Source organism: Cryobacterium sp. Hb1 (assembly GCF_004403585.1).
Taxonomy (GTDB): Bacteria; Actinomycetota; Actinomycetes; order Actinomycetales; family Microbacteriaceae; genus Cryobacterium; species Cryobacterium lyxosi.
Genome location: NZ_SOHI01000017.1, coordinates 149,345 through 175,370 on the forward strand (window position 1 = coordinate 149,345; position 26,026 = coordinate 175,370).

The window sequence follows — 26,026 nt, forward strand, 5'->3', positions numbered from 1 at the left end:
CGGTATTTAGATATCCAATGAGTGAGATTCGAAAAAAGCGCGCGTTCATAACAGGAATTACGGGACAAGACGGCAGCTATCTGGCGGAACTCTTGCTGTCCAAAGGCTACGAAGTTCACGGCCTCATTCGTCGTGCATCCACGTTCAATACCTCCCGAATTGATCATCTTTTCGTCGACCCGCACGTTGAAGGCGGTAACCTGACTCTTCACTATGGTGACTTGACTGACGGTTCACGCCTTGTCACTCTTCTCGGGGCTATTCGTCCGGATGAGGTCTATAACTTGGCCGCGCAGTCTCATGTTCGGGTCAGCTTCGATGAACCTGAGTTCACCGGCGACACGACCGGACTCGGTACGGTCAGGTTGCTCGAGGCTGTTCGAGTGACCGGTCTGGAATGCCGGTTCTATCAGGCGAGTAGTTCAGAAATGTTCGGTGCCACGCCGCCGCCGCAAAACGAGAAAACTCCCTTCTATCCACGGTCACCATACGGTGTCGCCAAGGTCTACTCCTACTGGATCACGAAAAACTATCGCGAAGCGTACGGCCTTTTCACGGTCAATGGAATTCTCTTCAACCACGAATCGCCGCGACGAGGCGAGACTTTTGTCACGCGCAAAATCACCCGTGCCGTGGCGCGCATCGCAGCAGGGCTGGAGACTGAGCTCTACATGGGAAACCTGGATTCTGTTCGTGACTGGGGTTACGCACCGGAGTATGTCGAGGCCATGTGGAGAATGCTGCAACACGACACTCCGCAGGACTATGCCGTCGCGACGGGTGCTGCGTACACCGTACGAGACTTCCTGGAACTATCATTTGAGCATGCCGGGCTCGACTGGAAAAAGTATGTCAAGTTTGACGAGCGCTACCTCCGCCCGACCGAGGTCGACGCGCTCGTGGGCGACCCGAGCCTGGCCGCATCTGAGCTCGGATGGGTGCCACAAGTGAAGACACCCGAGCTGGCTCGGATCATGGTCGACAATGATGTTGCAGCACTTGCCGCCGGCGGTGGCACCTGGATCGACAAGGTCGTCAAGCATGGCTAGCAGCCTTCTGGTCGTTCTGCCTACTCTCGGCGAGCGAATCGATTCGTTAGAGGAAGCGCTCGCGAGTGTAAGCGCGACCGCCGAAGTCGTGAGCTTACGGCTGATCGTGGTGTTGCCGGTGATCGCTCCGGAAGCTCGATTGCTCGCTGCGAAACACGGCGCCGAAATCATCGACGACCCGCGACAGGGGTTGGCGGGAGCGATGAACGCTGGAATCGCCGTGCGAGCAGGCGAGAAGTATTACGTTGGGCTTGGTGATGACGATCTGTTAAGGCCGTCTGGTATGCGAGCACTTCTCAACCGGGCGGAAGAGCGCCAAGGCGTCGTGGTGGCGTACGGCGCCTGCGACTATATCGACGCCAAATCTCACGTCATCGGAACCAACCGTAGCGGCAAGCTCGCGACGCTAATCCTCTCGTGGGGGCCGAACTTGATTCCTCACCCGGGCGCACTCGTCGACCTCGACGCGCTTCAGGGTATTGGAGGATTTGCTCTGAATCGTCCATACACAATGGATCTTGATGCATTTCTCCAACTGAAGAAGGTCGGCGAATTTGTATTCGTGCCGGTTGCCGTTTCGGCTTTTCGCTGGCACGCGGATTCCCTTACTGTTGCCGACCGGAGGAAATCTGCTGCGGAAGCTCTTGACGTGAAACGCTCGTATCTGCCTGCGGCATTCAGGAGCCTGAGCGTGGCCTGGCTTGGACCCATTTCTTGGGCCACACGGGTCGCCGGAAATGTCGTCTCCTATCGGGCCCGAAAGATCTCCGCCGCTTCTGCGACAGGTACTGGTACGTGATCGGATCGCGTGAGCCTGCTCTGGACAATATTGACACGTGGCTTGTTGTCCCGCTCTACAACGAGTCGAGTGTGATTTTTGACGTCATTTCGGAAGCGCTTTTAACCTTTCCGAAGATCGTTTGCGTTGACGATGGGAGTACAGACTCGTCCGCTGAGCGAGCGGAACAGGCAGGCGCGTACGTCGTGAGGCATCCGATCAATCTCGGACAGGGAGCTGCGCTTCAGACCGGTTTTGACTATGTCCTTCGCGATTCGGCTGCTCGCTTTGTCGTAACTTTTGACTCGGATGGCCAGCATCTGGCTGCTGACGCCGCTCGGATGGTTGAGCGATTGAGACATGAAGAACTCGACGTTATTCTCGGATCTCGATTCCTGGATAATCGAACGAGCGCGAGTCCAATGAAGCGCGTCGTACTGAAACTGGCGGTGAAATTCACGAACTTGACGACTGGTGTCCGACTGTCAGATGCTCATAATGGACTGCGCGCATTTACGGTCGAAGGACTGGCCAAAATTCGAATTCGACAGAACCGGATGGCGCATGCGTCTGAGATTGTGGCGCAGATCGGCCGGACTCGCCTCCGATACGCCGAAGAACCGGTGCACATCGTTTACACGGATTACTCCCGATCGAAGGGGCAATCGCTATGGAACTCCGTAAATATCCTTGTCGAATTGATACTCAAGTAGAGGCCTGATGGATCCCCAACTGCTCATCAAACTTGTACTGCTCCTTGGGCTAGGGGCTATTGCTTTGTTGATCTTGTGGCCCGGCCGGGGCGCCCGACGACTGGCATTGAGGAGGATTTCTCTTCTCTTTCTAGTCGCCTGTGCGGCCGTCGCAGTGGTCTTTCCCCAGCTATCCAACGCCGTCGCAACATTGTTTGGGGTTGGTCGGGGGGCCGATCTTCTCCTTTACGGGCTGGTCGTGTGTTTCGTCGGCTACGTGATTGCAACGCGGGCGCACCATTCTCGAGTCGACTTACAGGTCACGGAGCTCGCTCGTGCGCAGGCACTGGCCCGAGCCGTCGAGCCCGGCTCGATGCGCGGATGACCACCCTCGTTACCGGTGGTACCGGGTACATAGGGGCGCACGTCGTGCGGCTTCTGGTCGATCGTGGCGATGACGTTGTCGTCGTTGACGACGTATTGACGGGGGTTCGGGGCAGAATCGGTGGTGCCCCGCTCGTCGAAATGGATCTCGCGCACTCAAGCGCGCCCGCCGAGCTCGAATCTGTCATGCGGAACTACGACGTGAAGCAGGTGGTGCACTTTGCCGGACGAAAACAAGTTGGAGAGTCAGTCCTGCGTCCTGCCTGGTACTTTCAACAGAACGTGGGCTCCTTAGCAAACCTTTTGATGGCGATGGAGAAGGCCGATGTATCGCGCGTCGTTTTCTCGTCGTCTGCCGCAGTCTATGGAACTTCGGAAGGGCCGTCGCTGAGCGAGGGCACGCTGCAGCACCCGGTCAATCCCTATGGTGAGTCCAAACTCATTGGCGAATGGTTAATTACGGATGCGGTCGTTTCCCAGTCGCTTCGAGCCTCAAGTCTGCGTTACTTCAATGTTGCGGGTTCTGGCTGGCCGGAGTTGGGTGACACTGCTGCTCTAAACCTGGTACCGATGGTCCTCGAACGTCTAGATCAGGGCTTGTCCCCCCTCATCTTCGGTGACGACTATGAGACCGAAGATGGAACGTGTGTGCGGGACTATATTCATGTCTTGGACCTCGCAGAGGCGCACTTGGTCGCGCTGGACAGCTTGAAAATCGGTCCGGCGAGAAACGATATCTATAACGTTGGAACGGGAATTGGATCTTCAGTGCGCGAAATGATCAATCAAATTATCGAACGGTCTGGTTCAGGGGTCATTCCCGAGGTGCGGGATCGGCGGCTTGGAGATCCTGCCGTGGTCGTTGCGGACCCACGCGCTATCTCGGCGGCGATCGGATGGGTCGCCAAACGCGGGCTCGCGGACATAGTTAATTCAGCGTGGGATTCTCACCTGCTGTTGAAACGCTAGCAACGACCGAGCGGTCGACCGTGTCAAGCCCGAGTAAGGCAAATTACGAAATTGCTCCGCCAGCGGGCTATCTATCAGTGCGCGGTCGCCCAGATTGGATGGAAAGTGAGATGAACACGTGCACGAAGCTGCCTCACTGGTGAAGGCAAACACGAACGCGTTTGCTGGTCGGCGCAGCGTTGTAAATCCGCGTTCAGTATTCTGGGCTGCCGTTCTGATCTTGGCTGCGCTGTCAACTTTGTGGTCGTTGGCGAGCCCGATCTTTTCGGTGCCGGACGAGAACGCCCATGCCACCAAGGCCATCGCCCAGGTTCATGGGCAGGTCATCGGGTATCAGGCGCCGGGCATCAAGCACACGGTCGTCGACCTGCCCGAGGGGTACTCGTACTCGCCACAGATTCTCTGTTTCGCCTTCCACCCTAATCAGCCTGCGAACTGCGGCGTTGAACTTGGCGACGTGGGCGGAGCAGACTGGTTCAACACCTGGGTCGGTGCCTACAACCCCCTGTACTACTACGCCGTCGGATGGCCGAGCTTGATCTTGGACGGATCAGATGGCATCTACGGCATGCGCATCGTGAGTGGATTGCTCGCCGCCGTGTTCGTCGCCTGGGGTTTTCAAGCAGCGATGTCCGTGCGCAGATCGCGGTGGATGCCGCTGGGCCTGGCCTTTGTCGCAGCCCCGATGGTCGTCTATTTTTTCGGTTCAGTGAACCCCAACGGCATTGAGATCGCTTCGGCTGTCGCCCTCTGGGCTACCCTTCCTCGTCTCCTCGAACGGTTCGATACCCGACGAGTCGCACAAGAGGTGTCCTCACTCTCACGCTGGTATCTCTGGATGATCGTAGCCATTTCCTCCGTGACGCTCGCGACAGCTCGAGCGACGGGGCCTCTGTGGTTGATTGTCGTTGTCGGAATCTGTTTCATCGCGACCGGCTGGAATTCGGTCAAGTCGCTGTTCACAACCTCGCGCTCATATATTCCGCTCGGGATCGTCGCGGCCGGAGGTATCTTCTCGATCGTGTGGACGCTGAGCGGTGGCAGCCTGTCGAGCCAGGCCGAAAAATCCGATGCGCCGCTGGTGGGTGCCTCTTTCCTTCAGGGCTTTGTGCACGTGCTTCGCACCACCCCGGAATTCGTTCAGCAGGCCATTGGGTACTTTGGTTGGTTCGACGCGCCGCTGCCGACATCCGCTTATTGGCTGTTTGTCATACCGATTGGCATTCTGATCGTTCTCGCTGTCACCGCCTCCCGGCGACGCGGCCTGGTCACGATGGCCGTGATTACGGCCGCTGCCGTCTTGGTACCGGCCTTGGTGCAGGGCTACAGCGTGAGCCAAACCGGAGTTATCTGGCAGGGGCGATACGGCCTCTTCCTTTATCTTGGCGTGACGATGCTCGCGGCCTGGCTGCTTTCTGCGAAACAGGGAAATCGCGTGGCGTTCCTGTCGACACGAGTCACCTGGATTAGCGCAGCGATGATCGCGTCATACGGGCTGCTGGCTTTCGTAGTCGTGATGTGGCGTTACGTAGTCGGCAGTGGACAGCCGATCAGTGAGATGTGGAAAAATCCGGCCTGGCAGCCGCCGCTCGGCTGGCCAACCCTGGTCGTGCTTTATGCGCTGGTATCGATCGCGTTCGTTCTGTACACGGGGTGGATTGCCGCGCGCGCGGCGCGGCTCGAGGATGCGGCCGACCTGGCTGAAAGCCTGACTGCTGCAGCGCCGACCGAGTGCTCTCTTCGTGGCTGAACCGCGCGTCGCGATCGCCTACGACTGCTTCTTTCCGATCAATTCGGGCGGCGGCGAACGGGTGTATCGACGAATCGCGGAGTTATTCACCGAGAGGGGGAGCGCCGTTGACTATGTGACGCGCACCCAGTGGGATGGCCCAGCACCGAAAGCGAGCTTCTCGGTCGTTCCGGTGTGGCGCGGGTCGATCTACGACGACGCGGGAACGCGCACGCCGATCAGCGCCGTAAAGTTTGCATTGGCTCTTTTTCACCACTTTCGCGCGCGCCGCGATAACTATGACGTCGTCATCGTGAGCGCCCTACCCGTACTCAATGTCTTCGCGGTGCAACTGGCATTAATCGGAAGCAAGGCCTTCGTGGTGACCGACTGGCTCGAGGTTTGGGGCTGGCGACAGTGGCGTGCGTACTCGGGAGCGCTCATGGGGACCGTCGCCTCGGTGCTGCAACTGATAGCGATCCGCCTCGGCCACCTCCACACCGTCAATAGTCACTTCACCGGCTCGCGTATTCGGGGCTATCGGCGCGGAGCGGCTCCGGTCACGTTGGGGCTGGTTGACCTCGTCGGTGCCGCACCCGATGCGACGACTGAACGGGGCGACGAGCCGTACCTGATTTTCATCGGCCGTCACATCGCCGACAAACGACTCATCGACCTGCTCCCTGCCCTTCGCGAGGCGCGCACCCAGATTAAAAACCTGCGTTTGGTGATCGTGGGTTCCGGGCCCGAAACGGCCGCGGTGGCCGCACGGATTAGCGAGCTGGGCCTCGACGACGTCGTCACGCTCGCTGGTCGGGTCAGCGATGACCAGCTGCACACGCTGCTGGTCGGTGCACGCGCTCTGGTCAACCCGTCACGCCGCGAAGGGTTTGGACTCGTCGTCGCCGAGGCGGCCGCGGTGGCTACCCCGAGCGTGGTCGTGGCCGGCCCCGACAACGCGGCAGCCAAACTGATTCAGAACGGCGTCAACGGCTTCGTCGCCGCGTCGGTGCTGCCACACGACCTGGCGGCCGCCATCGTGACGGTCGTAGCCGCCGGTGAGCCGTTACGACGGTCTACGCAGGCTTGGTTCGAACGGGAACGAGCCGCGGGTGGCCTCAACCGCTCGATCGACCAGATCTTGGTTGCCTACCGTTCTGCCAAGACCCGCTGAAACGACTCGAGCGTCGTCTGCGCGGTGCGGTCCCAGGTGAACTCTTCCGCCCGACGGAGCCCGGTCGTCGCCAGCCGCACCAAGTCTTCGGGCGACGACAGGAGGCCGCTGATGCTCGCAGCCAGCCGGGAGGCATCGTGGCAGTCAACATAGGCGGCCGCATCACCGGCAACCTCATGCAGTACCGGAAGGTCGGAGCAGAGCACCGGGCAGCCGTGCGCCATCGCTTCGAGAACGGGCAGGCCGAAGCCCTCGAAATACGTTGGAAAGACGAACAGGGTTGACTCGGCATACAGCGTGTCGAGCTCCTCGGGCGTGAGCCAGCCACGCAACGACACCCATTCTTGCAGCCCGAGTTCGGCCACAAGCGGGGTGAGCGGATCGTCTCCGTGACTGCCCGTAATAACCAGGTGTGGTCGTGTATTTTCAGGCAGGAGCGCGAGCGCAGTGAGCAGCGACGAGAAGTTTTTGTGCGGCATCCGGTTGCCGACTGCGAGCAGTTGGTCGGTACGACGATTCTCCGGCGAAACCAAAACGCGAGTTTCGCCTGCCAGAGGGATGACTTCGACGGGGGTGCGCTTGATCTGTAGGTAGCGACGAATGTCGGTGCGCGAGGCAATGCTGACCGTGAGAATGCGGCGTGCAATGCGCGCGCCCAACCGAATGAGAGTTCGGAGAATGAGGGAGTAAGCACCGGGAACGTATTCGGGGTGCCGGAATGGCAAGAGGTCGTGAATTGTCAGAACGACGGGAATCCTTGAATAAAGCGGCCCGAGGTTCGCTGGGCAGTGGATGAGCGTTGCGCGACGGCGACGCGCAAAAGCGGCGACAGTGAACAACTCACCGCGTGCCCAAGCGATGCGGTTCTCGCCGCTGATGCCGGAATCGATGACGTCGCCGGGAAACCAAGAGGTATCGCCGGCGGCGAGTTCGCTTGACGCGAGGGCCATGAATCGAACACCGGCAGTTTCACGCGGCATCCGACTGTAGATTTCGCGAACGTACGATTCCATGCCCCCCTTCTTTCCAGTGAAGAAGAGCAGGTCGACCAAGATAAGTGGTAGCGGCATCGAGTCAGTCCTTGATTACCGAAGTGGTTCGGGAGCGGCGGGCTCCTTCGTAGATGACCGCGGAAATCAGTTCGGCGACGAGCATTCCAGCGAAGACCCAGACGATGTTCTGGGTTACGAGGCCCAGTCCGGCAAGAGCAAATGTGATGGCGGCCACGATCGCCCGCAGTCCCGTCAGCAGCCGTACCGCGCCCATGCGCCGCAGGGCAGCAAAGGGGATTGTGGTGAGAATGGAGGTGGCTCGCCAGGCGCAGGCGACGGCCAGCGGTAGCGCAGTGTCGGAAAGCGACCACGCCGATCCGAAGATGAAACCAAACGTGCCGGTCGCTTCGAGAATGCCGAGCGCCACGATAGCCCCCAACAGTGCGAGCCCGGACACGCCGATATCGAGGCGGGAGGGCTCCTTCAACAGCCGCAGTCGCAAGAAGTTGAGTGGTATCGCCAGCAACCCTGACACCGTGGAGATAGCGGTGAAGATAATGGCCTGAGCCGGGCCGATGAACGCGAGAATCATCACGTTTAGAAGCGGATAGATGACGCCGGTGATAGAGGTGTCTGCGACCACCCAGCCCATGACGACCGGGTCGGGCCGACTCGGCTGGTGGGAAACAGGAAGAGAGCGCACGCAGGTGGCCGCGGCGATCCCGGCTACCAACGGAAGCATTCCCCAGGTCTGTGCGGTGAAGGCTACGAGCACGCCAGCAAGGGCCCCGGAGCCGACGAGAACGGATGCCCAGATTTCACGAGTGTCGAGGCGCTCGGCGACGGACACTCCACGACCGACCTCGAGTGAGGCCAGCAGAATCGGGAGGGAGACGCACAGCACCAACGCATTGCTGGAATTGAACCCGACGATGATCGCCGTCAGGACCGACAGCGCGGCCAGCCAGAGCGGGAAAGTTACGCGACGGGCGGTCGCGGCCGAGCTGAGTCGTGATTCGACCACGACGGCAAATGTCACCTGGCCCACGAAAGTGGCGAGCATGACGGCGACGGCGATGAAGCCCTGTTCGTCGAGAGTGAATTGGCGAGCTGAAATTGCCACGGTTGCGGCCGGAATAACAGCCAACGAGACACCGCCGAGCAGTGTGATGAGCGACATCGCTGCGCCGCGCAGGCGAATCTGCGGGGGCAGGGAAAAGCTCATCGATCGACGGCTTTCGACAGTTTCTTACCGAAGCAGCGACCGGTGAGGCCCTCGAAACGGCCAACGAAAACCCACCAGCCATCCGCTGTCTGAAAAGATGACCGATTGCGCAGACCGAAGAGCAGCCCGCCGGCCAAGGCTGCAGCTCGCCAATAGAAAGGGTATTGCCACACCGAGAGCAGACGACCGAATCCCCGGGCGTAGCTGCGCAACTTGCGCCGGCGCTCGCCGTTGGAGAGCCCGTGCGGGTCTGAGACACCACCAATGGCCACCTCAGCCGGCAACCAAACAAACGAATCTGATTCGCGGGCGTGCATCAGACGCAAGAGCAAATCGGTCGCCTCGCCTGATTGCCACGGTGTCGAAGCGCCGGTACCGATCGACTCTGTAAAGCCGCCAAGCCTGGTGAACAAGCTGCGGCGAATGACGAGGCCCATCTCGATGACGGTCCAGACGTTCCAACGGTCCAGGGGCGTGCCCGCGGTCGGGAGGTCAAATTTCGGGCCGTTTTCATCTGTGACGGTCAATGCGGCGGCACTGGCCGCGAAAGGAATTGAACGGATACCCGCGATGGTTCCTGGCGGAAACCAAGTGGTGTCATTTGGAAAGTGCAGGAGATAGTCCATGCCCGCCGGGAGCGCCGCGACCCCGGCATTGCGTCCGCGCGATGCGCCCAACGGCGACGTCGTCACGACAATCTCGCAGCCGATGGTGGTGAACTCCTTAGCTAGATCCTTGACGACTTGCAGATTACGCTGGGCGACGATCACGATCGTGTCTGCGGCGGTGACTTGGCCAGCCAAAGACTGCAGCAGGCGGCGCAAACCCAGCTCTCGACCGAGGGTGGTGACGACGAGGCCAATGTTCATAGTGCACTAAGTCTGTACGATTGAGGGCGCAGCGTAGAACACAGACAGGACCCACACGCACATGCAGCAGACTTCGACGATCGAACTGACGATCCTTATGCCGTGTCTGAACGAAGCTGAGACTCTGGCGGTGTGCGTAAATAAGGCCCTCGGCTACCTTGAGCGCAGCGGCGTGGTAGGCGAAGTGTTGATCGCTGACAACGGCAGCACCGACGGTTCGCAGCAGATCGCCGAGTCGCTCGGCGCCCGTGTGGTCGCAATCGCAGAGAAGGGCTACGGCAGCGCCCTCAACGGCGGCATCGAACACGCCCGCGGCACCTATGTGATCATGGGCGATGCCGACGACAGCTACGACTTCAGCCGCCTCGACGGGTTCGTCGAACGCCTGCGCGCTGGCGACGAACTCGTCATGGGTAACCGCTTTCGCGGGGGCATTGAGCCCGGCGCCATGCCGCCGCTGCACAAATACCTCGGTAACCCCGTGCTGTCGTGGATCGGTCGTATGCTGTTTCGTTCGCCGATCAAGGACTTTCACTGCGGCCTGCGCGGTTTCAACCGCCAGTCTATGCTTGACCTTCACCTGCAGACCACCGGCATGGAATTCGCCAGCGAAATGGTCGTCAAGTCGACCCTCGGTGGGTCACGCGTCAGTGAGGTGCCGACCACTCTTGCGAAAGACGGCCGGAGTAGGCCGCCGCACCTGCGCAGTTGGCGCGACGGTTGGCGCCACCTGCGTTTTTTGCTGATCTTCAGCCCACGCTGGCTGTTTCTGATTCCCGGTACGGCGGCGTTTGTGCTGGGCTTTGTTGGCGTCATGCTGTTGAGCTTTGGGCCGGTCGTCTTCGGCCGTATCGGATTCACCTATTCCACCCAGCTCTATTTGGCAGCGCTTACGGTGGTCGGTTATCAATCAGTGCTGTTTGCGATTCTCACCAAGATCTATGCACAGCAAGAGGGTTTTCGTATTCCGCGCAGCCGCAACTTCGACCGGCTGCAGAAACGCATCAGCCTAGAGAGCGGGGCCGTTGTCGGCCTCTTGCTCTTTCTCATCGGTCTGGGCGTCGCGGTTACGCAGTTGATCGGATGGGCCTCAAACGACTTTGGCCCGCTCGAGGCGGGCACTACTCTGCGCGCAGCGATTCCGGCCGCGCTGCTCATGATGCTGGGTTCGCAGACGATCATGGCCGGAATGTTCCTCGGCGTTCTGTCGGTCGGCGTGAAGCGTAGCTAATGATTGTGAGCGTCTCCGTCGCGCTGTGCACCTACAACGGTGCCGCTTATCTCGAAGAGCAGCTGCTCAGTATCCTGAGGCAATCGATCCCGGTAAGCGAGATCGTGGTGTCCGACGACGGGTCGACCGACGAGACGCTGGCTGTACTGGAGCGAGTCGTAGTGGCCTGGCCCGCTGTAAACGTGGTGGTCCTGCGTAACAGTGCGGCACTGGGGGTGACGGCGAACTTCGAGCAGGCCCTCGCAGCCTGCACGGGCGATCTCATTGCGCTCTGTGACCAGGACGACGTCTGGTGGCCCGAGCGGCTGGAACGCATGGTGGCCGAGTTCACCCGTCGGCCCGAATTGCAGATGGTGCACGCCGACGCTCGCCTAGTTGATGCTGCCGGAACGCCTCTGGGCCATACGTTACTGCAAACGCTGGGTGTGTCTGATGTCGACCGTGCGGCCGTGCATGCTGGTCGCGCGATCGACGCCTATCTGCGGCGGAACATCGTGACCGGCGCGACGATGATGGTGCGGCGAGAGCTGGTGGAGCGATCACGACCGTTCCCGGCCGTGTGGGTGCACGACGAGTGGATGGCCATGGTCGCCGCCGCGACCGGACTGGTCGATCTGCTTGAAGAACCCCTCACCGACTATCGGCAGCACGGCGGTAACCAGATCGGGGTGACCACACTCGATGCCTCCGGCAAGCTCGGCCGACTGCGTGCGCCGCGCACCGCCCGCAACGCCCGACTTCTCGCGCGAGTCGCTGTGCTGCAACGGCGGGCCTCGGAGTTTGAGCCGGAGGGATCCACTTCGGTACTGGCCCTGATCGATGCGAAGCTCGCGCATGAAGCGCGTCGAAGCACGCTGCCAGCGGCACGGCTACTGCGGGTGGCGCCGATTCTGCGTGGCTGGCGCACGGGGGACTACTTCCGTTTCGGGCTGGGGTTGCAAGACATGCTGCGCGACCTGGTGCAGCCAGTCTGACTGGCCGGCCCGTGGTTTGCGAGATCAACTCGAACTGATTCAATGGCATGGTGAGTGAAACAACAATTGGTGCCCAGAAATCCGCGAAACGGCCCCGGCCGCGCTTCTACCGCCGCTGGTGGTTCTGGACGATCATCGGCGTGGTCGTCGTTGTCGCGCTCGCGATCTCATGGATAGGCGTTCGCGGATGGCAAGCGAAGACAGAACTCGAAGCCGCCATTCCATTGGCCGCCACGATCAAGAGCCAGGCACTTGCAGGAGACACAGAAGCAGCCAAGGCGTCGGTCACCGAAATGGCGAGCCACACCGCACGTGCCCGGGAATTGACCGGTGACCCGGTGTGGCGCGCCGCTGAATTCGTTCCGTTCGTCGGGGTCAATCTCGCTGCCGTGCGCACCCTGGCGGTCGTCGCAGATGACGTGATCACGGATGCCGCTGTGCCTTTGGTAGAGACTGTGGCCAGTCTGAATCCGGCAACGCTCAAGTCTGCGGATGGAGGTATTGATCTTAAACCGCTCGTCTCAGCGGGCAAAATTCTGAGTGAAGCCAGTACGGTACTCACCGCAGCGGAGCAGCGGATCAACGCCATAGACACGAGTGCAACCATGGCGCCACTCACCGCAGCCGTGAGCAAATTCGACACCCTCCTCGCGAGCCTCGCGCCGCCGCTCGCGTCCGCCAGCCAAGCTCTCGCCGTTATCCCCGATGCGCTGGGCGCCAGTGCGCCGCGTGACTACGTCATCGTGTTTCAAAACAGCGCCGAAGCACGTGCGCTCGGCGGCACGTCCCTTTCTTTCGCTCTGTTGACGATTGACCGTGGCAACATCAGTCTGGGCAAGGCTGTTCCGGCAGGTTTCGGCAATTTCGCTGACTACCAGGAGTCCGTCATTGCGATGCCCGACGGTGTTGCCGAGCTTTACGGTTCGGAATTCGGGCGGGCCATGTCTAACGTCACGGTGCGCCCGAGCTTCGAAAGTGCAGCCATGGTGACCCAGGAGATGTGGAAACGTCAGTTCGGCACGGATATCGATGGCGTGATCTCTGTGGATCCGCTGGCGCTGAGTTACCTGCTTCGAGGAATTGCTCCCGTAACGCTCTCGACCGGCGACGTTCTCACGAGTGAGTCACTCGTGCCCTTGTTGCTCAACGAGGTCTATATGAGGTTCTGGTCGGGCAATACCGGTGCCGACAACGAGGCGCAGGATGTCGTCTACGCAGAAATCGTGCAGAAGACTTTCGAACAATTGATCGGAGGTAAATCTGATCCGAAAGCGCTCTTGTCGGCCGTGTCCCAAGCTGTCGACGAACGGCGCCTGCTGTTGTGGAGCCCCGTGGAGAAAGAGCAAGCCCTCTTTACCTCTCTAGAAGTTGACGGCCCGCTGCCTCAGAGCGACGCTTCGACCGACCGGGTCGGGGTCTACCTGCAAGAGAACGTCGGTTCCAAGATGAACTATTACCTACAGCAGTCGGTGAGCCTCGGACAGGCCATGTGTCGGGACGACCACGGGGCGTCGTATCGAATCGACGTGGAGCTTAAAAATGATCTGCCACTCGACGCTGCGACGTCGATCAGCCCATCGATTCTGGGCGAGTTCGTCCGGGAGAAACTCAAGCCCGGCGTTCAGCGCATGATTGTCATGGTCTACGCGCCTCCCGGGTCGCAAATCGTGGGCGCTGCGATCGACGGTGTTGACGTGCAGCTGGAACAGTTTCATGACACGGACTACCCAGTGGCCAAGGTCGTTCTGACCATGAATCCTGGGGATACATCGAGGCTGAGCGTAGACGTGGTCGCAGCCGGCACGGCCGAGAAGGTGCTCGCGGCAGAGGTGACGCCGATGATCAACCCGACGGCCATATCCGACGTGCCGCTCGACTGCGCGAGTGTGCCCGTCGACTAGTCGAAACTGCAGCAAGCGTGCCGCGCATGGATGGGGCGCACGGTTCACGCGTGGTCGTGTGCCACTATAGACAGGGGATATTCCCTTCATTGGGGTTTTCCCAGCAACATGATCTATCGGAGGCATGCACGTGGAGTTAAAAGACTACGTCAGGATTTTTCATAAAAGCTGGATCTTGATCGTTGCGTGTGTGCTCTTCGGAATTGCAGCATCAGCCGCGAGTTCCATTGCCACCACGCCAAAATATGTCGCCAGCACGCAACTCTACGTGTCTGTGAAGACGGCAGCAGATGCCGGCTCCGGCGAACTGGTCCAAGGCACGAGCTTCGCACGTCAGGCCGTTACGTCGTATGTCGATGTCGTGAACAGTGCCATAGTGCTCGATGAAGTTATCGCGGAACTTGGCCTCGACAGCACCGCCGCTCAACTTGCCCCGTCCATTGCGTCGTCCTCTCCGTTGAACACCGTACTCATTGACGTGTCGGTGACTAACAGCGACCCGACGTTGGCAGCGAAAATTGCCAACTCTGTGGGTAGCAATTTCAGCCGCATCGTGGTCGATGAGCTGGAGAAGCCCGATGGTGAAGCGGTCAGCCCGGTAAAGATCGAGACTATCCAGCCCGCTCAGGTACCCGCGCAACCGGCGAGTCCAAACGTACCGTTCAACATCGCGCTCGGATTGTTGGTAGGGCTGGCCATCGGCATCGGAGTTGCGGTGTCGCGGAGTGTTCTTGACACGCGCATTCACAGCCTGCACGACATCGAGCTCGTGACCGACACCCCGATGCTCGGTGGCATCAACTTCGACCCCGACGCAAAAAAACGCCCGCTCGTCGTTCATGCCGACCCGAAGAGCCCGCGCGCCGAATCATTCCGGAGCCTGCGCACCAACTTGCAATTCGTAAATATCTCGGGCGGCCCCCGCAGCTTCGTTGTAACGAGCTCCATCCCCGGTGAGGGCAAGAGCACCACGACGGCCAACTTGGCCATCGCGCTAGCCGAAACGGGCGTGCGAGTCGCCCTCATCGATGGCGACCTGCGGCTGCCCCGCCTCGCGCACTACATGGGCCTTGAGGGCGCTGTCGGCCTGACCGATGTCCTCATCGGTCGCGCCGAACTCGCCGACGTCTTGCAGAGCTGGGGCCGGGACAAGCTCGTCGTGCTGCCCAGTGGTCGCGTTCCCCCGAACCCTAGTGAACTGCTCGGTTCAGCGGCAATGTCTAATTTGCTCGCCAGTCTCACCGCAGAGTTCGACGTCGTGCTGATCGATGCCCCGCCGTTGCTTCTCGTGACCGATGCAGCGGTGTTGAGCAAGCTCACCGGTGGTGCGCTGCTTGTGGTGGCCTCGGGCCGCACCAAGCGCAATGAACTTGCCAGTGCGGTGAAGGCCCTGCAACGCGTCGAAAGCAGCCCGGTGGGTGTCATCATCACCATGCTCCCCACGAAGGGGCCGGATTCCTATGGCTATGGCCAGTACAGCTATGGAACCATTCTCGCCGAGTCAGCGGATGTGCCGGCTCCCGTAAGCACGCGCCAGCTGCGTCGGATGCGTCGGCGTACCGCATGATGACGACGTTTTCGATTCTCACGGTGTGCTCGGGTAATATCTGCCGTTCGCCCCTCGCGGAGCAGTTGCTGCGCGTGGGCCTCGGCTCGTTGCCCGGGGTGTCGCTCGCGAGCGCGGGAACCATCGGTCTCACCGGCCGGGGCATGCCCGAGCAGGCCGCGGCTCTTTCTCGCCAGTTCGGCGGTGAACCTTCGGCACACGTTGCACGTGAACTCACCGTTGAGCACTTGATCTCATCGAATTTGGTATTGGCCATGTCGCGCGAGCACCGACGTGCTATCGCGGAGCTTTCGCCGCGGGCCATTCGTTACACCTTCACGATTCGCGAGTTTGCACGCCTGGTGCACGACCTGACCGCTGCCGACCTCACCGCCGTTGCGGGTCTGCCACTCGACGATCTTGCTGGCCGCTTCGCTTCGGTGGTTGAACTTGCCGCCTCCCAGCGCGGCATGGTGCCGCCTGCTGAAAAGCCAGATGATGATGATGTGGTTGACCCCTACCGGCAGAACGATGGCGTTTACGCCGAATCGGCTGCTCAGCTCGTGCCCGCCGTCAACGCTCTCGTCTCGCTCCTTCAGCGGGCTGCGACGATCGTTTAGTTCGAAGATGACGCATGGCTTCTTTCAAACCACTTAAGCGCGCTAGCCATAACAAGGCCGTGTGCCGCCGCTGGGCGTTGACAGCGCTCAGTGTGTTTGTTATTGGTGACATAGCGCTCGTTGCCGTTGCCCTCGCCCCTCCCGGCGAGCCGTCGACCAAGGTCGCGGATGCTCCGGCCGCCGTCATCAGCGCTATCCCCACCGAAGGCCCCGTTGAAACCACTGTGCCGGTGGAGCCCGTTCAAATCGTTCCAGCCGCCATTGAAACCTTCCCGCCCACGCGCATTCTCTCCGCTCTGGATGCCAATACAGCCTGGCGCACTCTCACCGGGCCCTGCCCGGCCACACCGGCAGCGCCGGAGCGCACTACCGATTCCGGTGCGAGTTGGGCATCTTTTGACGCATCAATTGAGACCGATGCATCGTCGATTCTCACCATGACGGTGGTCGATGAGACCGAGACATCACTCGTTACTCTCGACGCGAGTGATTGTGCCCCGCAGGTCGTCGATACCTATGTTGCTGGCGAAGAGTGGGCCAACTACCCAGAACGTGCGAGCGCCCGTTGGTTTGTCAACCCGTCCAACCGGGCGCTCGTGCACACTCCAAACGGTGACGTGGCCGCGCCATGCGCTAGCGTGGCAGTACTCGCGACACGTAGCAGCACCGCTGCTGCGCTGCTCTGCGGCGATGGCACGTTTCTGCGCACGACCGACGCCGGTGCCAGCTGGGGGGCGGGCATCGCGCTAAACGGTGGGGTCAACCTCACTTCCACTGCCGACGGCTACCTGGTGGTTGCGCAAAGCCAGGCTAGTTGTGATGGCCTGCAGGTGCTCGCGACCGGCGAGCCGACGGAGGCGCCATTATCGATTGCCGGCTGCCGCTCGGCTGCCTTCAACCCGGGCGACGTAGCCGTGTCGAGTGGCGGGGAAACCCTTTGGTTGTGGGCCGGAGACGCCCTGAGCAGATCAAATGACGGTGGCGCAACATGGTTTTAGGTCACGGTGTGGTCGCTCGGAAGCTACCGCTGTCCCCCAAATGCCCGGAATTTCAGCGGGTAGACTCAATGTCTGCGAAGATAGCCAATCTTGTTCACGAACCACCAGTGCGGCGCACTTCATTTTGGGGGAATAAGCCGTGTCATTAAGCAAGATTGCGACGAGTACGTTGGCAGACCTTCACAAGTCTGTGCCTCTTGTCCGATTTGGCACCCAGTTCGGTTTTGATGCCGCCTCGTGGGGCGTTGCACTCGTTCTCGCCCAGGCATTCCGATACGAGTTTCACGTTGTGGAAATCAGCTGGCCCCCGCTCGTATTGCTGTGTGTCGGCGCTGCAGTTCTGCAGCTGTTCATTGGCTCGATCTTCCACCTTTATCGTGGCCGCCACCCCTACGGTAGCTTTGCCGAGGTACGCTCGCTGCTCTGGTCGGTGCTCGTCACAGCCTCGGTTTTAGGTGTTCCCGTGATTATCTTCGGTGAACTGTTAGACATACCTCGCAGTACTGTGATTATTGCTTTACCGATGGCATTCGTCTTCATGGGTGGTGTTCGCTACTACAAGCGATTACTCGTTGAACGAGTCATCGTGCCCGCTGACAACGCGCGAAACACGCTCATCTATGGGGCGGGCTACCTCGGTGGATCCATTGTTCGGCGTATGAAGACCGATGCACGATCGTCTTTTCGGGCGGTCGGCCTAATCGACGACGACCCGCGCAAGAGCAATGTGTGGCTTCACGGGGTTCGCGTGCTGGGAACTGGAGTGGACCTCATTCGCGTCGCCGAAGCAACCAAGGCCACAGTGTTGATTGTCTCGATTGCCCGCATCGAGGCCGAGCTGCTGCGCGAGATCTCAGATGCAGCGGATGCCGCTGGACTGCGCGTCAAGGTGTTTCCCACTCTTGACGATGTGCTCAGGGGCAAGGTGCGCCTCAACGACCTACGTGATATCTCTATTGACGACCTGATTGGTCGGCACCCCGTGGACACCGACATGGCGTCCATTGCCGGGTACATTGCCGGCAAACGGGTCTTGGTCACCGGAGCTGGCGGATCAATCGGCTCAGAACTTTGCCGGCAGATCCACAATTTCGCTCCAAGTGAGCTCATCATGCTCGACCGTGATGAGACGGGGTTGCAGACTACTCAGATTTCTATTTTAGGACACGGTCTGCTCGATACCAAAGACGTCGTGCTCGCAGATATCCGCGACCTTGAGGCTATTTCGAAAATTTTCAGAGAACGCCGCCCTGACGTAGTCTTCCACGCCGCCGCGCTCAAACACCTGCCCATGCTGGAGCAGTACCCCGATGAAGCGTGGAAGACCAACGTTCTCGGCACCCGGAACGTGCTCGAAGCCGCGCAGGACGTGGGCGTGGAGACCTTCGTCAATGTCTCTACCGACAAGGCTGCGAACCCGACTAGTGTCCTTGGCTACTCCAAACGGGCTGGTGAGCAGCTCACCGCCTACGCCGCCCAACAGACCGGGCATGACTATATCTCGGTGCGCTTCGGGAATGTGATTGGCAGCCGGGGGTCTATGTTGCCCACCTTCACCGCGCTCATCGAGGCAGGCGGTCCACTCACCATCACGCACCCTGACGTCACGCGCTTTTTCATGACCATCCCTGAGGCCTGCCAGCTGGTCGTGCAGGCCGGCGGTATCGGTCGCCCCGGCGAGGTGCTCATTCTCGACATGGGGGAGCCGGTGCGCATTCTTGACATCGCCAAGCGAATGATCGCGCAGTCGGGTAGGTCGATCGAGATTGTGTACACCGGACTGCGTGAAGGTGAGAAGCTGCACGAAGAGCTTGTTGGCCTGGGTGAAACTGACGAGCGCCCGCTGCACCCCAAAATTTCGCATACTGCGGTGCTGGCGCTTTCGCCGGAATTTCTCACTATGGACACTTGGCTCCCAGGACGCAGCCGTGCTTTAATCTTGGCGCCGGACAAGTTGCTCGCATGACGGCAGTTGGATGGGTAGCGGTGTCATCGGCATTGGTGATTAGCCTTGGCCTACCGACAATTCTGAATCCACTACTGCGTAAGCATGGAATCTTCGATCTACCGAGCCACAGATCATCGCACGACGCCGTTGCGCTGCGCGGTGCTGGGCTTTCCCCCTTAGTCGCGTTCGGGGTCGCATTCCTAATTTGTATTCTTGCTAGCTGGACGGGAGCTCCTGTACTCGGAATCGTGCTCGTGGCCAGCCTACTCATCGGCCTGATTGGTTTCTTGGAGGACGTACAAGGTCTGCGAGTATGGGTTCGTGCAACCGCGCAACTAGCGATCGGCGGTACCGCGACGGGGGCATTACTAACTACCACGGAGACGTCGCTTTGGTGGATGCCGGTAGGGGCGATCTTTTTTGCTAGTTACACAAATGCAGCGAACTTCATGGATGGAATCGACGGTATATCTGGATTTCACGGAACGATTGTAGGGATAGCTTTCGGTGTAATCGGCATGATTTCCGGGGTGGGCTGGCTCGTTCCGGCGGGTCTCATCCTGAGTGCGTCCTTTCTAGGATTTGTTCCCTGGAATGTGTTTAATAAAGGAGTATTTCTCGGTGACGTTGGTAGCTATTTATTGGGCGGGGCCATATCTCTATTTGTGATCGGTGCTGTCCTGAGCGGTGTATCTCCCGTTGCACTGGCCGGACCGCTAATAATCTATCTAGCCGACTCGGGCATGACTCTCGTCGGCAGGGTGCTTCGAGGCGAACGTTGGAACCAACCGCACCGGCTCCATATCTATCAAGTTTTAGTAGACGCAGGGCACTCGCATGTCTCTATATCGACTTTGGTCGCTGCAGCAAGCGCGGTAACTGCTGCCCTGGGAATAGTTGCTACCTTCGGGCCAGCGCACTTATCCGTTGTCGCTCTGGGGCTAGGCGTCGTTGTCGTAATTCTCTACTTAGCGATACCAAAATTGATAAAAATATATCCACGGCAATCGGATGGTAACGGGCGTCTGGAAAGATCCCTCATAGGTTCCAGCTCCCTAAGCCGACCGGCGACAAAGTGGCTAATTTTTGGTGCAACCGGCTTTGTGGGAACGGCTATCGTCTCAGAACTCAAAGCACGGGGATTTCAGGTCGCCGTGGCGGCAGGACCTCGCCTCAAGTTAAACCCGTCGGCGTCCGCTGAAGAGGCGCTTTCTCAACTTCGCGACTATGCGGACGTCTTGAAGGGATTGGTCCCCTTGATGCGGGAGGCTGACGTTGTTGTCAATGCGGCGGGACTAGCGCAGCCCGATTCTGGTGGTGGCGATGAATTGTTTGGCGCTAACGCGCTTCTACCAAGTCTTCTGTTAACAGCGTCTCAAGAGGCGCAAGTGCAAAGATTCGTCCACCTAAGTTCGTGTGCTGTTCAGGGGCGACAGAGGATACTGGATGAGTCCCCGAGCGTTTTCCCATTCTCTCCCTATTCGCATGCCAAGGCTCTGGGCGAGCTAATGATCTGCGCGCACCCTGCCTCATCTCTCGCCGTTATCATTCGTGCAACTTCTGTTCAGGGTCCTGGGCGGCCGACCACTCGTCGACTGCAGCGAATGGCACAATCGCCATTCGCATCCGTGGCAGGGGCAGGGACAAATTCTACAGTGGTCAGTTCCGTTGGCGGCCTAGCAGCGTTTGTTGCCTATGTGGGTTCTTTCGAGCGCTCCGTCCCCGCGATAGTCCTTCAACCATGGGAAGGTCTGACGACGGGCTCGCTTCTGCAGCTCGCTGGCGGTCATCCTCCCAGACACTATCCAATTTTATTGTGCCGGGCCCTCGTTGGGATCGGCTATGCGGTTGGACGCGTCGTCAAGCCTGCAAACGGGCTAGTACGACGCATTGACCTAATGTGGTTTGGCCAAGCGCAGGACTCGCGCTGGGCGAGGGAAGAAGGTTTAGAGGGCGAGCCCCGGATGGACGCAGCTTTCAGATTGCCCGCACCCCAGTGAGAATTGGAGATTTTGGGACATGTCATCCGGCTTGTTGAGACGTTCTCGTGGATCCTTCCTCGTTTTGACGGGCACTGTTGCTGTTGCCGTTGCGCAGTGGTATCTGGTCTGGCTCTTGACCCGCGAGGGCGGCTTGTCAGCGGTCGGCATGTACTCGACGCTACTGGCAATCGCAGGTCCAATTTTCATCGGGACCCAATTGGGACTTCGATCCGTGTTTGTAACCCTCCGCCAAGAATACCCGTGGGCTACCTACGTTGTTCTTCGGATTACTGGTATTGCCGTTGGAATAGTTGCGCTTCTGGTGGTCACGCTCGTGGTCCCGAACGCGAAGGGGGCCTCAGCCTCACTCGTGGGCGCGATCGTGGCCATGAAGTCCTTCGACTCTCTTTTGGATCTGTACTACGCGCGCATGCAGAAGGACCGCAAGTTTGCGTTGCTTGGGACGCTTGGCCTTGCCAACGCCGGCGGGACAATCGTCTTGTCTACGGTTGCTGTACTCTGCACTGGTAACGTGGTCGCTGGTGTGTGGGCGTCAGCGTTGGTTTCGGCAATCGTGGCCATCACGAGCGTATCTTTGGTAGTTCGTCGACCGGTAGGTGTCGATTGCGGTGTTGTCCAATCTGAGACAAAAGTACCTGGATACCGCCAGCTGGCACGCGTGGGAGCACCGCTTTCCATTGCGCAGTTTCTGATTTCGCTGATTACCTATGTACCTGTGGTGCTCGTGGGAATGATTGGTGCATCGGCAGATGTTGGAGCTTACGCTGCCGCCTCCTATCTCTTTATCTTCGCTAATCTCGTCGGTGCCTCTGTGGCGACGATTGTGCTCCCTTCCTTCGCTATGACGTTCAACAAACTAGGCGCAGACGGCCTTTTTCAACGAACCTCAAGGATCGCAATGCGGGCGGCATTGCTGGGAGTGCTGCTAATACCGATGGTGGTCGTGTTAAGCCCCCCCGTTTTAGCGCTCGTATACGGCTCCGAGTATATTTTGCCTGCCCTTGAAATAAGCTTGCTTGCAACTGCTTGCGCTGCAGCTATTCCGAGTTATCTATTCTCGAGCGCGCTACTCGCCATGAATAATTACAGGGGCGTCACCGGGGCTTCCGTTATTGCAACGGTGGTCGTTCTTGTCGCTAGCGCCGTTAGTATCTGGGGTCATTTCCCAGCCGTGACTGCAGGTTATGTTGTGCTGTGTATCGGAAACGTAAGCAGGACATTGGGACTATATGGCTTTGCCAGGTTGACTGCACGACGAGACGCACGCATTTCACGATCGGCAGCCGGATTCAGGTAAGTGTCTGAATTGCCGGTCTGTCTTGGGCATTTTTTGAACTCGTGCCGCATCATAAATCGTCCTGTCACAACGTGCGGGCCACTGAGACTGAATTTCGTGCATCGAGTATATGTACCTAGGAAATCAGTTAACCTGGCAAAAAAAAACTACGATGGAGGAAAAAATTGGACCCGGACACAACGAAGATAGCCAAAGCTCCTGTCTCTGTAGTGATTCCCTGTTACAACTCCGCGAAAACCGTGGAACGCGCAGTGCTATCCGCATTGCACCAATCGAGACCACCCGCTGAAGTGATTATTGTTGACGACCACAGCGATGACCTAGATACAGCGCGACTACTACAATCGCTGATGGAGCGCCATCCATTGGATCTCCACGTGGTCACGTTGTCGAAGAACGGAGGCCCTGCTGCTGCGCGAAATGCCGGCTGGGATGTGGCAACCCGGAAATTTGTTGCCTTTCTTGATGCGGACGACGTCTGGGTTCCACGAAAGTTAGAATATCAGCTTCCGCTAATGGAAGGTGAAACGGCACCGGTTATGTCCGGCCATCGGATTGGAGTGACGAGACAACCAGTGGGTGATTCGGAGGTCATTCCGACGGTTGCGAGACAGCTCATTTCTGCAAAGCAGCTATGTTTTCGCAATATGCTCCCAACACCATCTGTAATTGTTCGCCGCGACATCTCACTGCGATTCGACGCGAAGCGACAGTTCTGTGAGGACTATGATCTTTGGCTTAGGATCGCTTTTAAATATGGTGAATTTGGCTATTTCGACGCGACACTGGCCTATGCCTTCAAGGCCCTGTATGGCGAGTCCGGGTTAAGCCAGAGTTTGAGCCGGATGGAGGCAGGTCAGACTGCAATTTATCGTGACCTCTATCGCGACGGGTACTTCGGATTAAAGATGATGATTACGCTCATTTCTTGGGCAAAGATTCGCTACGGTAGACGAATAATACTTTCTCAAATCGGATCCATATCTAGACGCTGACGTCTCTGCAAGAATACCTGAGGGGTCTTTTTTCTTGAAATGGCGGATAGTCGTATTTGGTACTGGCTGTCCACCTAATTGATACTGGTGTTCCGGGGTGGGGGTAGTGGCCAGGCGTGCGATGTGGCAAGCTCGGCCAGACCGTCGCGACGCAGCCCGAGGCGCTTACGACCAGTAGCCTTTCGCAGTCTTCGCTTCGTACTGGGCAGCCGGCGCATGTCGATCTCGCCAACGTTGAGCGTGCGTGCTTGGCCGGCGTGCCGGTTTACGGTGGAGTCGGCGGCTATCTGGTCGGGAAGGGCTTCGATCCAGTAGGTCGGCACGGAATGACTGACGATGATGGCCGGCAGCCGGTGGTCGCGGTTGGCCAGGATCGAGAAGAGGTCACTGGCGGCATTCGGATCAATACCCACGGTTAGGAAGTCGACGATGATTGACAAGTCGACGTCGCTGAGCTTGTTGAGCATGTTCTGATGGCTGATCCCGTCACCTCGAGCGATGACCAGCTGGCTTGCCAGATCATCTATCCGGGTGTAGTGACCACTGTGTTTGCTATGGCAGGCAGCGATGCCGATCGCGCAGCCAGATATGTTTTGCCGCCGCCGGTTGGAGAGATGGTGAGCAGGTTTGCCGGGCCGGCCTTCCACTCATGGTGGCCTAGCGTTTCATCCGCACAGGGGTGATGCTGCGTCCCGGCGGGTAGATCAATCCAGCCATCGAGGCCTGGCCTTGGCCCTGGAGAGTGGACACGGGTAAGCGGCGAGTTGGATCTCTGTGGCTTGTGACGAGTATTGCAGCTCGAAGTCCACAGGCGTGACATGCCCGATCGAGGAGTGGCGACGGCGACGGTTGTAGCGGTCCTCGATCCACATCGCGACGTCTCCGATCGCCCGGGCCCGGGTGGGCCAGTTCCGGCGGTAGTAGAACTCTGTTTTCAGCGTCGCGAAAAAGATCCCAGCCATAGCGTGTCCCAACAAATACCGGTCAGGCACATCGAGCGGGTGATGCCATGTGTCGCAGCGAATTCGGTGATCTGCGCCGAGGCGTATTGGGCGAATTCAACTGGTCGAAGAAACACCGGCCTGTTCGGTCAATAATAAATGCTCTGCCCACACCTCGTTGGGGGTTTTCCAGCCTAGGATTTTGCGTGGTCGGTCGTTGAGTGTCACAGCAACGGCGTCGAGTTCATCAGCGTCCCATCGTGCAAGGTTGGTGCCTTTGGGGAAGTACTGGCGCAGGAGTCCGTTTGTGTTTTCGTTCAAGGGTCGTTGCCACGGGCTGTGGGCGTCGGCGAAGTGGACGGCAATCCCGGTCGCCTGCGTCAATTCCACGTGCTGGGACAGTTCCTTGTCTCGATCCGAGGTCAATGATTTGCGCATCGCCGCTGGTAGAGCACCCATCTTGATCACAAGAGCCTTCCTCGTGGCCTCTGCCACATGTCCAGCCAACGCTGGACCATTCTTGACCCGCGGTTGCACCCCGTAGCCTTCCAGCGGCGGCAGGTGGGTGAGCAGTGTGATTTTGGTCGTGCGTTCCACAAGGGTGGCGATCGCGCTCCTATTGTGGACGCCGGTGATGAGGTCATCTTCCTTACGATGTTGTGAGTGTCGGAGGCGGAGTAATGTTCCGGCAACCCTCGGGCGATGGGTATGGCTGAGGTCTCCTTGCCGCCTGGACGGCTTACTGGGAATGGCCGCCCGTTGCCCGTGTGATGACTCGACCGCTGATTGAGAGTTGCGACATCGATCGCTGTGTAAGGACGTGCCGGCGCAGTTATCCGCAGGGACCATAACTCCACATTAGAAGGGACACTCTGTGCCAAAAATCTGGGCCGGCATCGACGCTGGCAAACGTGAACACCACTGCGTCGTCATCGACGAGGCAGGCAAAAAGCGCCTGTCCGAACGCATCGAGAACGACGAGAGCGTCCTGCTGGAACTCATCGCATCGGTCGTTGACCTAGCCGACGGCGAGCCTGTGACCTGGGCGACCGACCTCAACGCTGGCGGCGCCGCACTGCTGATCAGCCTCCTCACCGCGCACGACCAACAGCTGCTCTATATTCCCGGCCGAATCATTCACCACGCCTCGGCGACCTACCGCGGTGACGGCAAAACGGACGCCAAAGATGCGGCCATCATCGCTGACCAGGCCCGCATGCGCCGTGGCCTTGACCCCGGAGAGTGGACACGGGTTAGGCGGCGAGCTGAACTTCCGCGGTCTGTGACGAGTATTGCAGTTCGTAGTCGACTGGGCTGACATCTCCGATCGAGGAGTGCCGGCGTCGGCGGTTGTAGCGGTCCTCGATCCAGGCGCCGACTTCGCGGGTGGCGCGGTCGCGGGTGGGCCACACTCGGCGGTAGTAAAACTCGGTCTTTAGAGTCGCAAAGAAGCTCTCGGCCATAGCGTTGTCCCAGCAAATACCGGTCAATCCCATCGAGCGGGTGATGCCATTCTTGATCGCGAACGTGGTGATCTGCGCCGAGGCATATTGGGTGCCGCGGTCGCTGTGGAAAATGACGTGCGCTGGTCTGTCACCGCGCAGTGCCATGGCCATCACGAGGGCGTCCTCAATCAGGTCGGTCCGCATGTGAGCGGCGATCGCCCAGCCGATCACCCGGCGGCTGTGCGCGTCGATCACTGTCGCCAAGT

At 59.4% G+C, this 26,026-nt stretch carries 23 protein-coding genes and 2 pseudogenes; 18 read left to right on the top strand and 7 right to left on the bottom strand.

Translation table 11 applies throughout. The features are described from left to right. Positions 1-17 precede the first annotated feature (17 nt). The 7 genes from gmd to E3T38_RS06725 all read left to right on the top strand — a co-directional run bounded on the left by gmd (position 18) and on the right by E3T38_RS06725 (position 6,775). On the top strand, positions 18-1,049 hold the full coding sequence (gmd, locus tag E3T38_RS06695) for a GDP-mannose 4,6-dehydratase (RefSeq protein WP_134547280.1): 1,032 nt from the start codon (positions 18-20) through the stop codon (positions 1,047-1,049). Continuing rightward, on the top strand, positions 985-1,848 hold the full coding sequence (locus E3T38_RS06700; RefSeq protein ID WP_134547282.1) for a glycosyltransferase family 2 protein: 864 nt from the start codon (positions 985-987) through the stop codon (positions 1,846-1,848). Before gmd ends, E3T38_RS06700 begins: the two co-directional genes overlap by 65 nt. Next, the gene (locus tag E3T38_RS06705) at positions 1,845-2,540 is read left to right on the top strand and encodes a glycosyltransferase family 2 protein (protein ID WP_134547284.1); all 696 of its coding nucleotides are present in this window, start codon (positions 1,845-1,847) and stop codon (positions 2,538-2,540) included. The genes E3T38_RS06700 and E3T38_RS06705 overlap by 4 nt, the downstream gene beginning before the upstream one ends. A 7-nt stretch (positions 2,541-2,547) precedes the next feature. Further along, the gene (locus tag E3T38_RS17430) at positions 2,548-2,904 is read left to right on the top strand and encodes a DUF2304 domain-containing protein (RefSeq protein WP_134547286.1); all 357 of its coding nucleotides are present in this window, start codon (positions 2,548-2,550) and stop codon (positions 2,902-2,904) included. Continuing rightward, complete coding sequence (gene galE / locus E3T38_RS06715) at positions 2,901-3,872, top strand: UDP-glucose 4-epimerase GalE (RefSeq protein ID WP_134547288.1); 972 nt, start codon at positions 2,901-2,903, stop codon at positions 3,870-3,872. The genes E3T38_RS17430 and galE overlap by 4 nt, the downstream gene beginning before the upstream one ends. Before the next feature lie 118 nt (positions 3,873-3,990). Next, positions 3,991-5,622 carry a DUF2142 domain-containing protein gene (locus tag E3T38_RS06720; RefSeq protein ID WP_134547290.1) on the top strand — a complete coding sequence of 544 codons (1,632 nt, stop codon included), beginning with the start codon at positions 3,991-3,993 and terminating at the stop codon, positions 5,620-5,622. Continuing rightward, the gene (locus E3T38_RS06725; RefSeq protein ID WP_134547292.1) at positions 5,615-6,775 is read left to right on the top strand and encodes a glycosyltransferase family 4 protein; all 1,161 of its coding nucleotides are present in this window, start codon (positions 5,615-5,617) and stop codon (positions 6,773-6,775) included. The genes E3T38_RS06720 and E3T38_RS06725 overlap by 8 nt, the downstream gene beginning before the upstream one ends. Here E3T38_RS06725 and E3T38_RS06730 read toward each other — a convergent pair. Genes E3T38_RS06730 through E3T38_RS06740 form a run of 3 tightly spaced genes read right to left on the bottom strand, consistent with a single transcriptional unit; the run spans position 6,751 to position 9,861 of the window. Further along, on the bottom strand, positions 6,751-7,845 hold the full coding sequence (locus E3T38_RS06730; RefSeq protein ID WP_134547294.1) for a glycosyltransferase family 1 protein: 1,095 nt from the start codon (positions 7,843-7,845) through the stop codon (positions 6,751-6,753). The two genes, E3T38_RS06725 and E3T38_RS06730, sit on opposite strands and share 25 nt — an antisense overlap. Positions 7,846-7,849: 4 nt before the next feature. Beyond that, positions 7,850-8,992 (bottom strand): hypothetical protein, encoded by a 1,143-nt coding sequence (locus E3T38_RS06735; RefSeq protein WP_134547296.1) that lies wholly within the window; start codon positions 8,990-8,992, stop codon positions 7,850-7,852. Then, positions 8,989-9,861 (bottom strand): glycosyltransferase family 2 protein, encoded by an 873-nt coding sequence (locus E3T38_RS06740; RefSeq protein ID WP_134547298.1) that lies wholly within the window; start codon positions 9,859-9,861, stop codon positions 8,989-8,991. The genes E3T38_RS06735 and E3T38_RS06740 overlap by 4 nt, the downstream gene beginning before the upstream one ends. Before the next feature lie 97 nt (positions 9,862-9,958). Here E3T38_RS06740 and E3T38_RS06745 point away from each other — a divergent pair, with 97 nt between their 5' ends. The 10 genes from E3T38_RS06745 to E3T38_RS06790 all read left to right on the top strand — a co-directional run bounded on the left by E3T38_RS06745 (position 9,959) and on the right by E3T38_RS06790 (position 23,374). Beyond that, the gene (locus tag E3T38_RS06745; RefSeq protein WP_255452733.1) at positions 9,959-11,092 is read left to right on the top strand and encodes a glycosyltransferase family 2 protein; all 1,134 of its coding nucleotides are present in this window, start codon (positions 9,959-9,961) and stop codon (positions 11,090-11,092) included. 5 nt (positions 11,093-11,097) lie between these two features. Then, positions 11,098-12,066 carry a glycosyltransferase family 2 protein gene (locus E3T38_RS06750; RefSeq protein WP_370448999.1) on the top strand — a complete coding sequence of 323 codons (969 nt, stop codon included), beginning with the start codon at positions 11,098-11,100 and terminating at the stop codon, positions 12,064-12,066. A 50-nt stretch (positions 12,067-12,116) separates the two neighbouring features. Then, positions 12,117-13,967: a DUF4012 domain-containing protein gene (locus E3T38_RS06755; RefSeq protein WP_166805454.1), complete on the top strand. Its 1,851-nt coding sequence runs from the start codon at positions 12,117-12,119 to the stop codon at positions 13,965-13,967. Between the two features lie 130 nt (positions 13,968-14,097). Continuing rightward, complete coding sequence (locus tag E3T38_RS06760; RefSeq protein WP_134547306.1) at positions 14,098-15,534, top strand: polysaccharide biosynthesis tyrosine autokinase; 1,437 nt, start codon at positions 14,098-14,100, stop codon at positions 15,532-15,534. Then, positions 15,531-16,133, top strand: coding sequence for a low molecular weight phosphatase family protein (locus tag E3T38_RS06765; RefSeq protein WP_134547308.1), 603 nt, complete (start codon positions 15,531-15,533; stop codon positions 16,131-16,133). The genes E3T38_RS06760 and E3T38_RS06765 overlap by 4 nt, the downstream gene beginning before the upstream one ends. A 14-nt stretch (positions 16,134-16,147) precedes the next feature. Further along, positions 16,148-17,131 (top strand): hypothetical protein, encoded by a 984-nt coding sequence (locus tag E3T38_RS06770; protein ID WP_134547310.1) that lies wholly within the window; start codon positions 16,148-16,150, stop codon positions 17,129-17,131. A 190-nt stretch (positions 17,132-17,321) separates the two neighbouring features. After that, positions 17,322-19,097: a nucleoside-diphosphate sugar epimerase/dehydratase gene (locus E3T38_RS06775; protein ID WP_241984339.1), complete on the top strand. Its 1,776-nt coding sequence runs from the start codon at positions 17,322-17,324 to the stop codon at positions 19,095-19,097. Beyond that, positions 19,094-21,079: an NAD-dependent epimerase/dehydratase family protein gene (locus E3T38_RS17435; RefSeq protein ID WP_134547312.1), complete on the top strand. Its 1,986-nt coding sequence runs from the start codon at positions 19,094-19,096 to the stop codon at positions 21,077-21,079. Before E3T38_RS06775 ends, E3T38_RS17435 begins: the two co-directional genes overlap by 4 nt. A gap of 64 nt (positions 21,080-21,143) precedes the next feature. After that, complete coding sequence (locus tag E3T38_RS06785; protein WP_166805456.1) at positions 21,144-22,379, top strand: hypothetical protein; 1,236 nt, start codon at positions 21,144-21,146, stop codon at positions 22,377-22,379. A 209-nt stretch (positions 22,380-22,588) separates the two neighbouring features. Further along, entirely contained in the window at positions 22,589-23,374 is a 786-nt protein-coding gene (locus E3T38_RS06790; protein WP_255452734.1) for a glycosyltransferase, read from the top strand. Between the two features lie 74 nt (positions 23,375-23,448). On the opposite strand, the gene E3T38_RS06795 is transcribed toward E3T38_RS06790, so the two are convergent. The 3 genes and pseudogenes from E3T38_RS06795 to E3T38_RS06805 form a co-directional block, all read right to left on the bottom strand. Continuing rightward, on the bottom strand, positions 23,449-24,021 hold the full coding sequence (locus E3T38_RS06795) for an ATP-binding protein (RefSeq protein ID WP_198417313.1): 573 nt from the start codon (positions 24,019-24,021) through the stop codon (positions 23,449-23,451). Positions 24,022-24,078: 57 nt separating this feature from the next. Further along, positions 24,079-24,336, bottom strand: a complete 258-nt coding sequence (locus E3T38_RS06800) for an IS3 family transposase (RefSeq protein WP_134547318.1) — start codon at positions 24,334-24,336, stop codon at positions 24,079-24,081. A gap of 96 nt (positions 24,337-24,432) precedes the next feature. Then, a pseudogene (locus E3T38_RS06805) lies at positions 24,433-24,963 on the bottom strand (IS30 family transposase); the annotation flags it as partial. A 226-nt stretch (positions 24,964-25,189) separates the two neighbouring features. Here E3T38_RS06805 and E3T38_RS06810 point away from each other — a divergent pair. Beyond that, positions 25,190-25,624, top strand: a pseudogene (locus E3T38_RS06810) (IS110 family transposase); the annotation flags it as partial. Here E3T38_RS06810 and E3T38_RS06815 read toward each other — a convergent pair. Continuing rightward, the gene (locus tag E3T38_RS06815; RefSeq protein ID WP_134547322.1) at positions 25,569-26,024 is read right to left on the bottom strand and encodes an IS3 family transposase; all 456 of its coding nucleotides are present in this window, start codon (positions 26,022-26,024) and stop codon (positions 25,569-25,571) included. The pseudogene E3T38_RS06810 and the gene E3T38_RS06815 overlap by 56 nt on opposite strands. Positions 26,025-26,026: the final 2 nt, after the last annotated feature.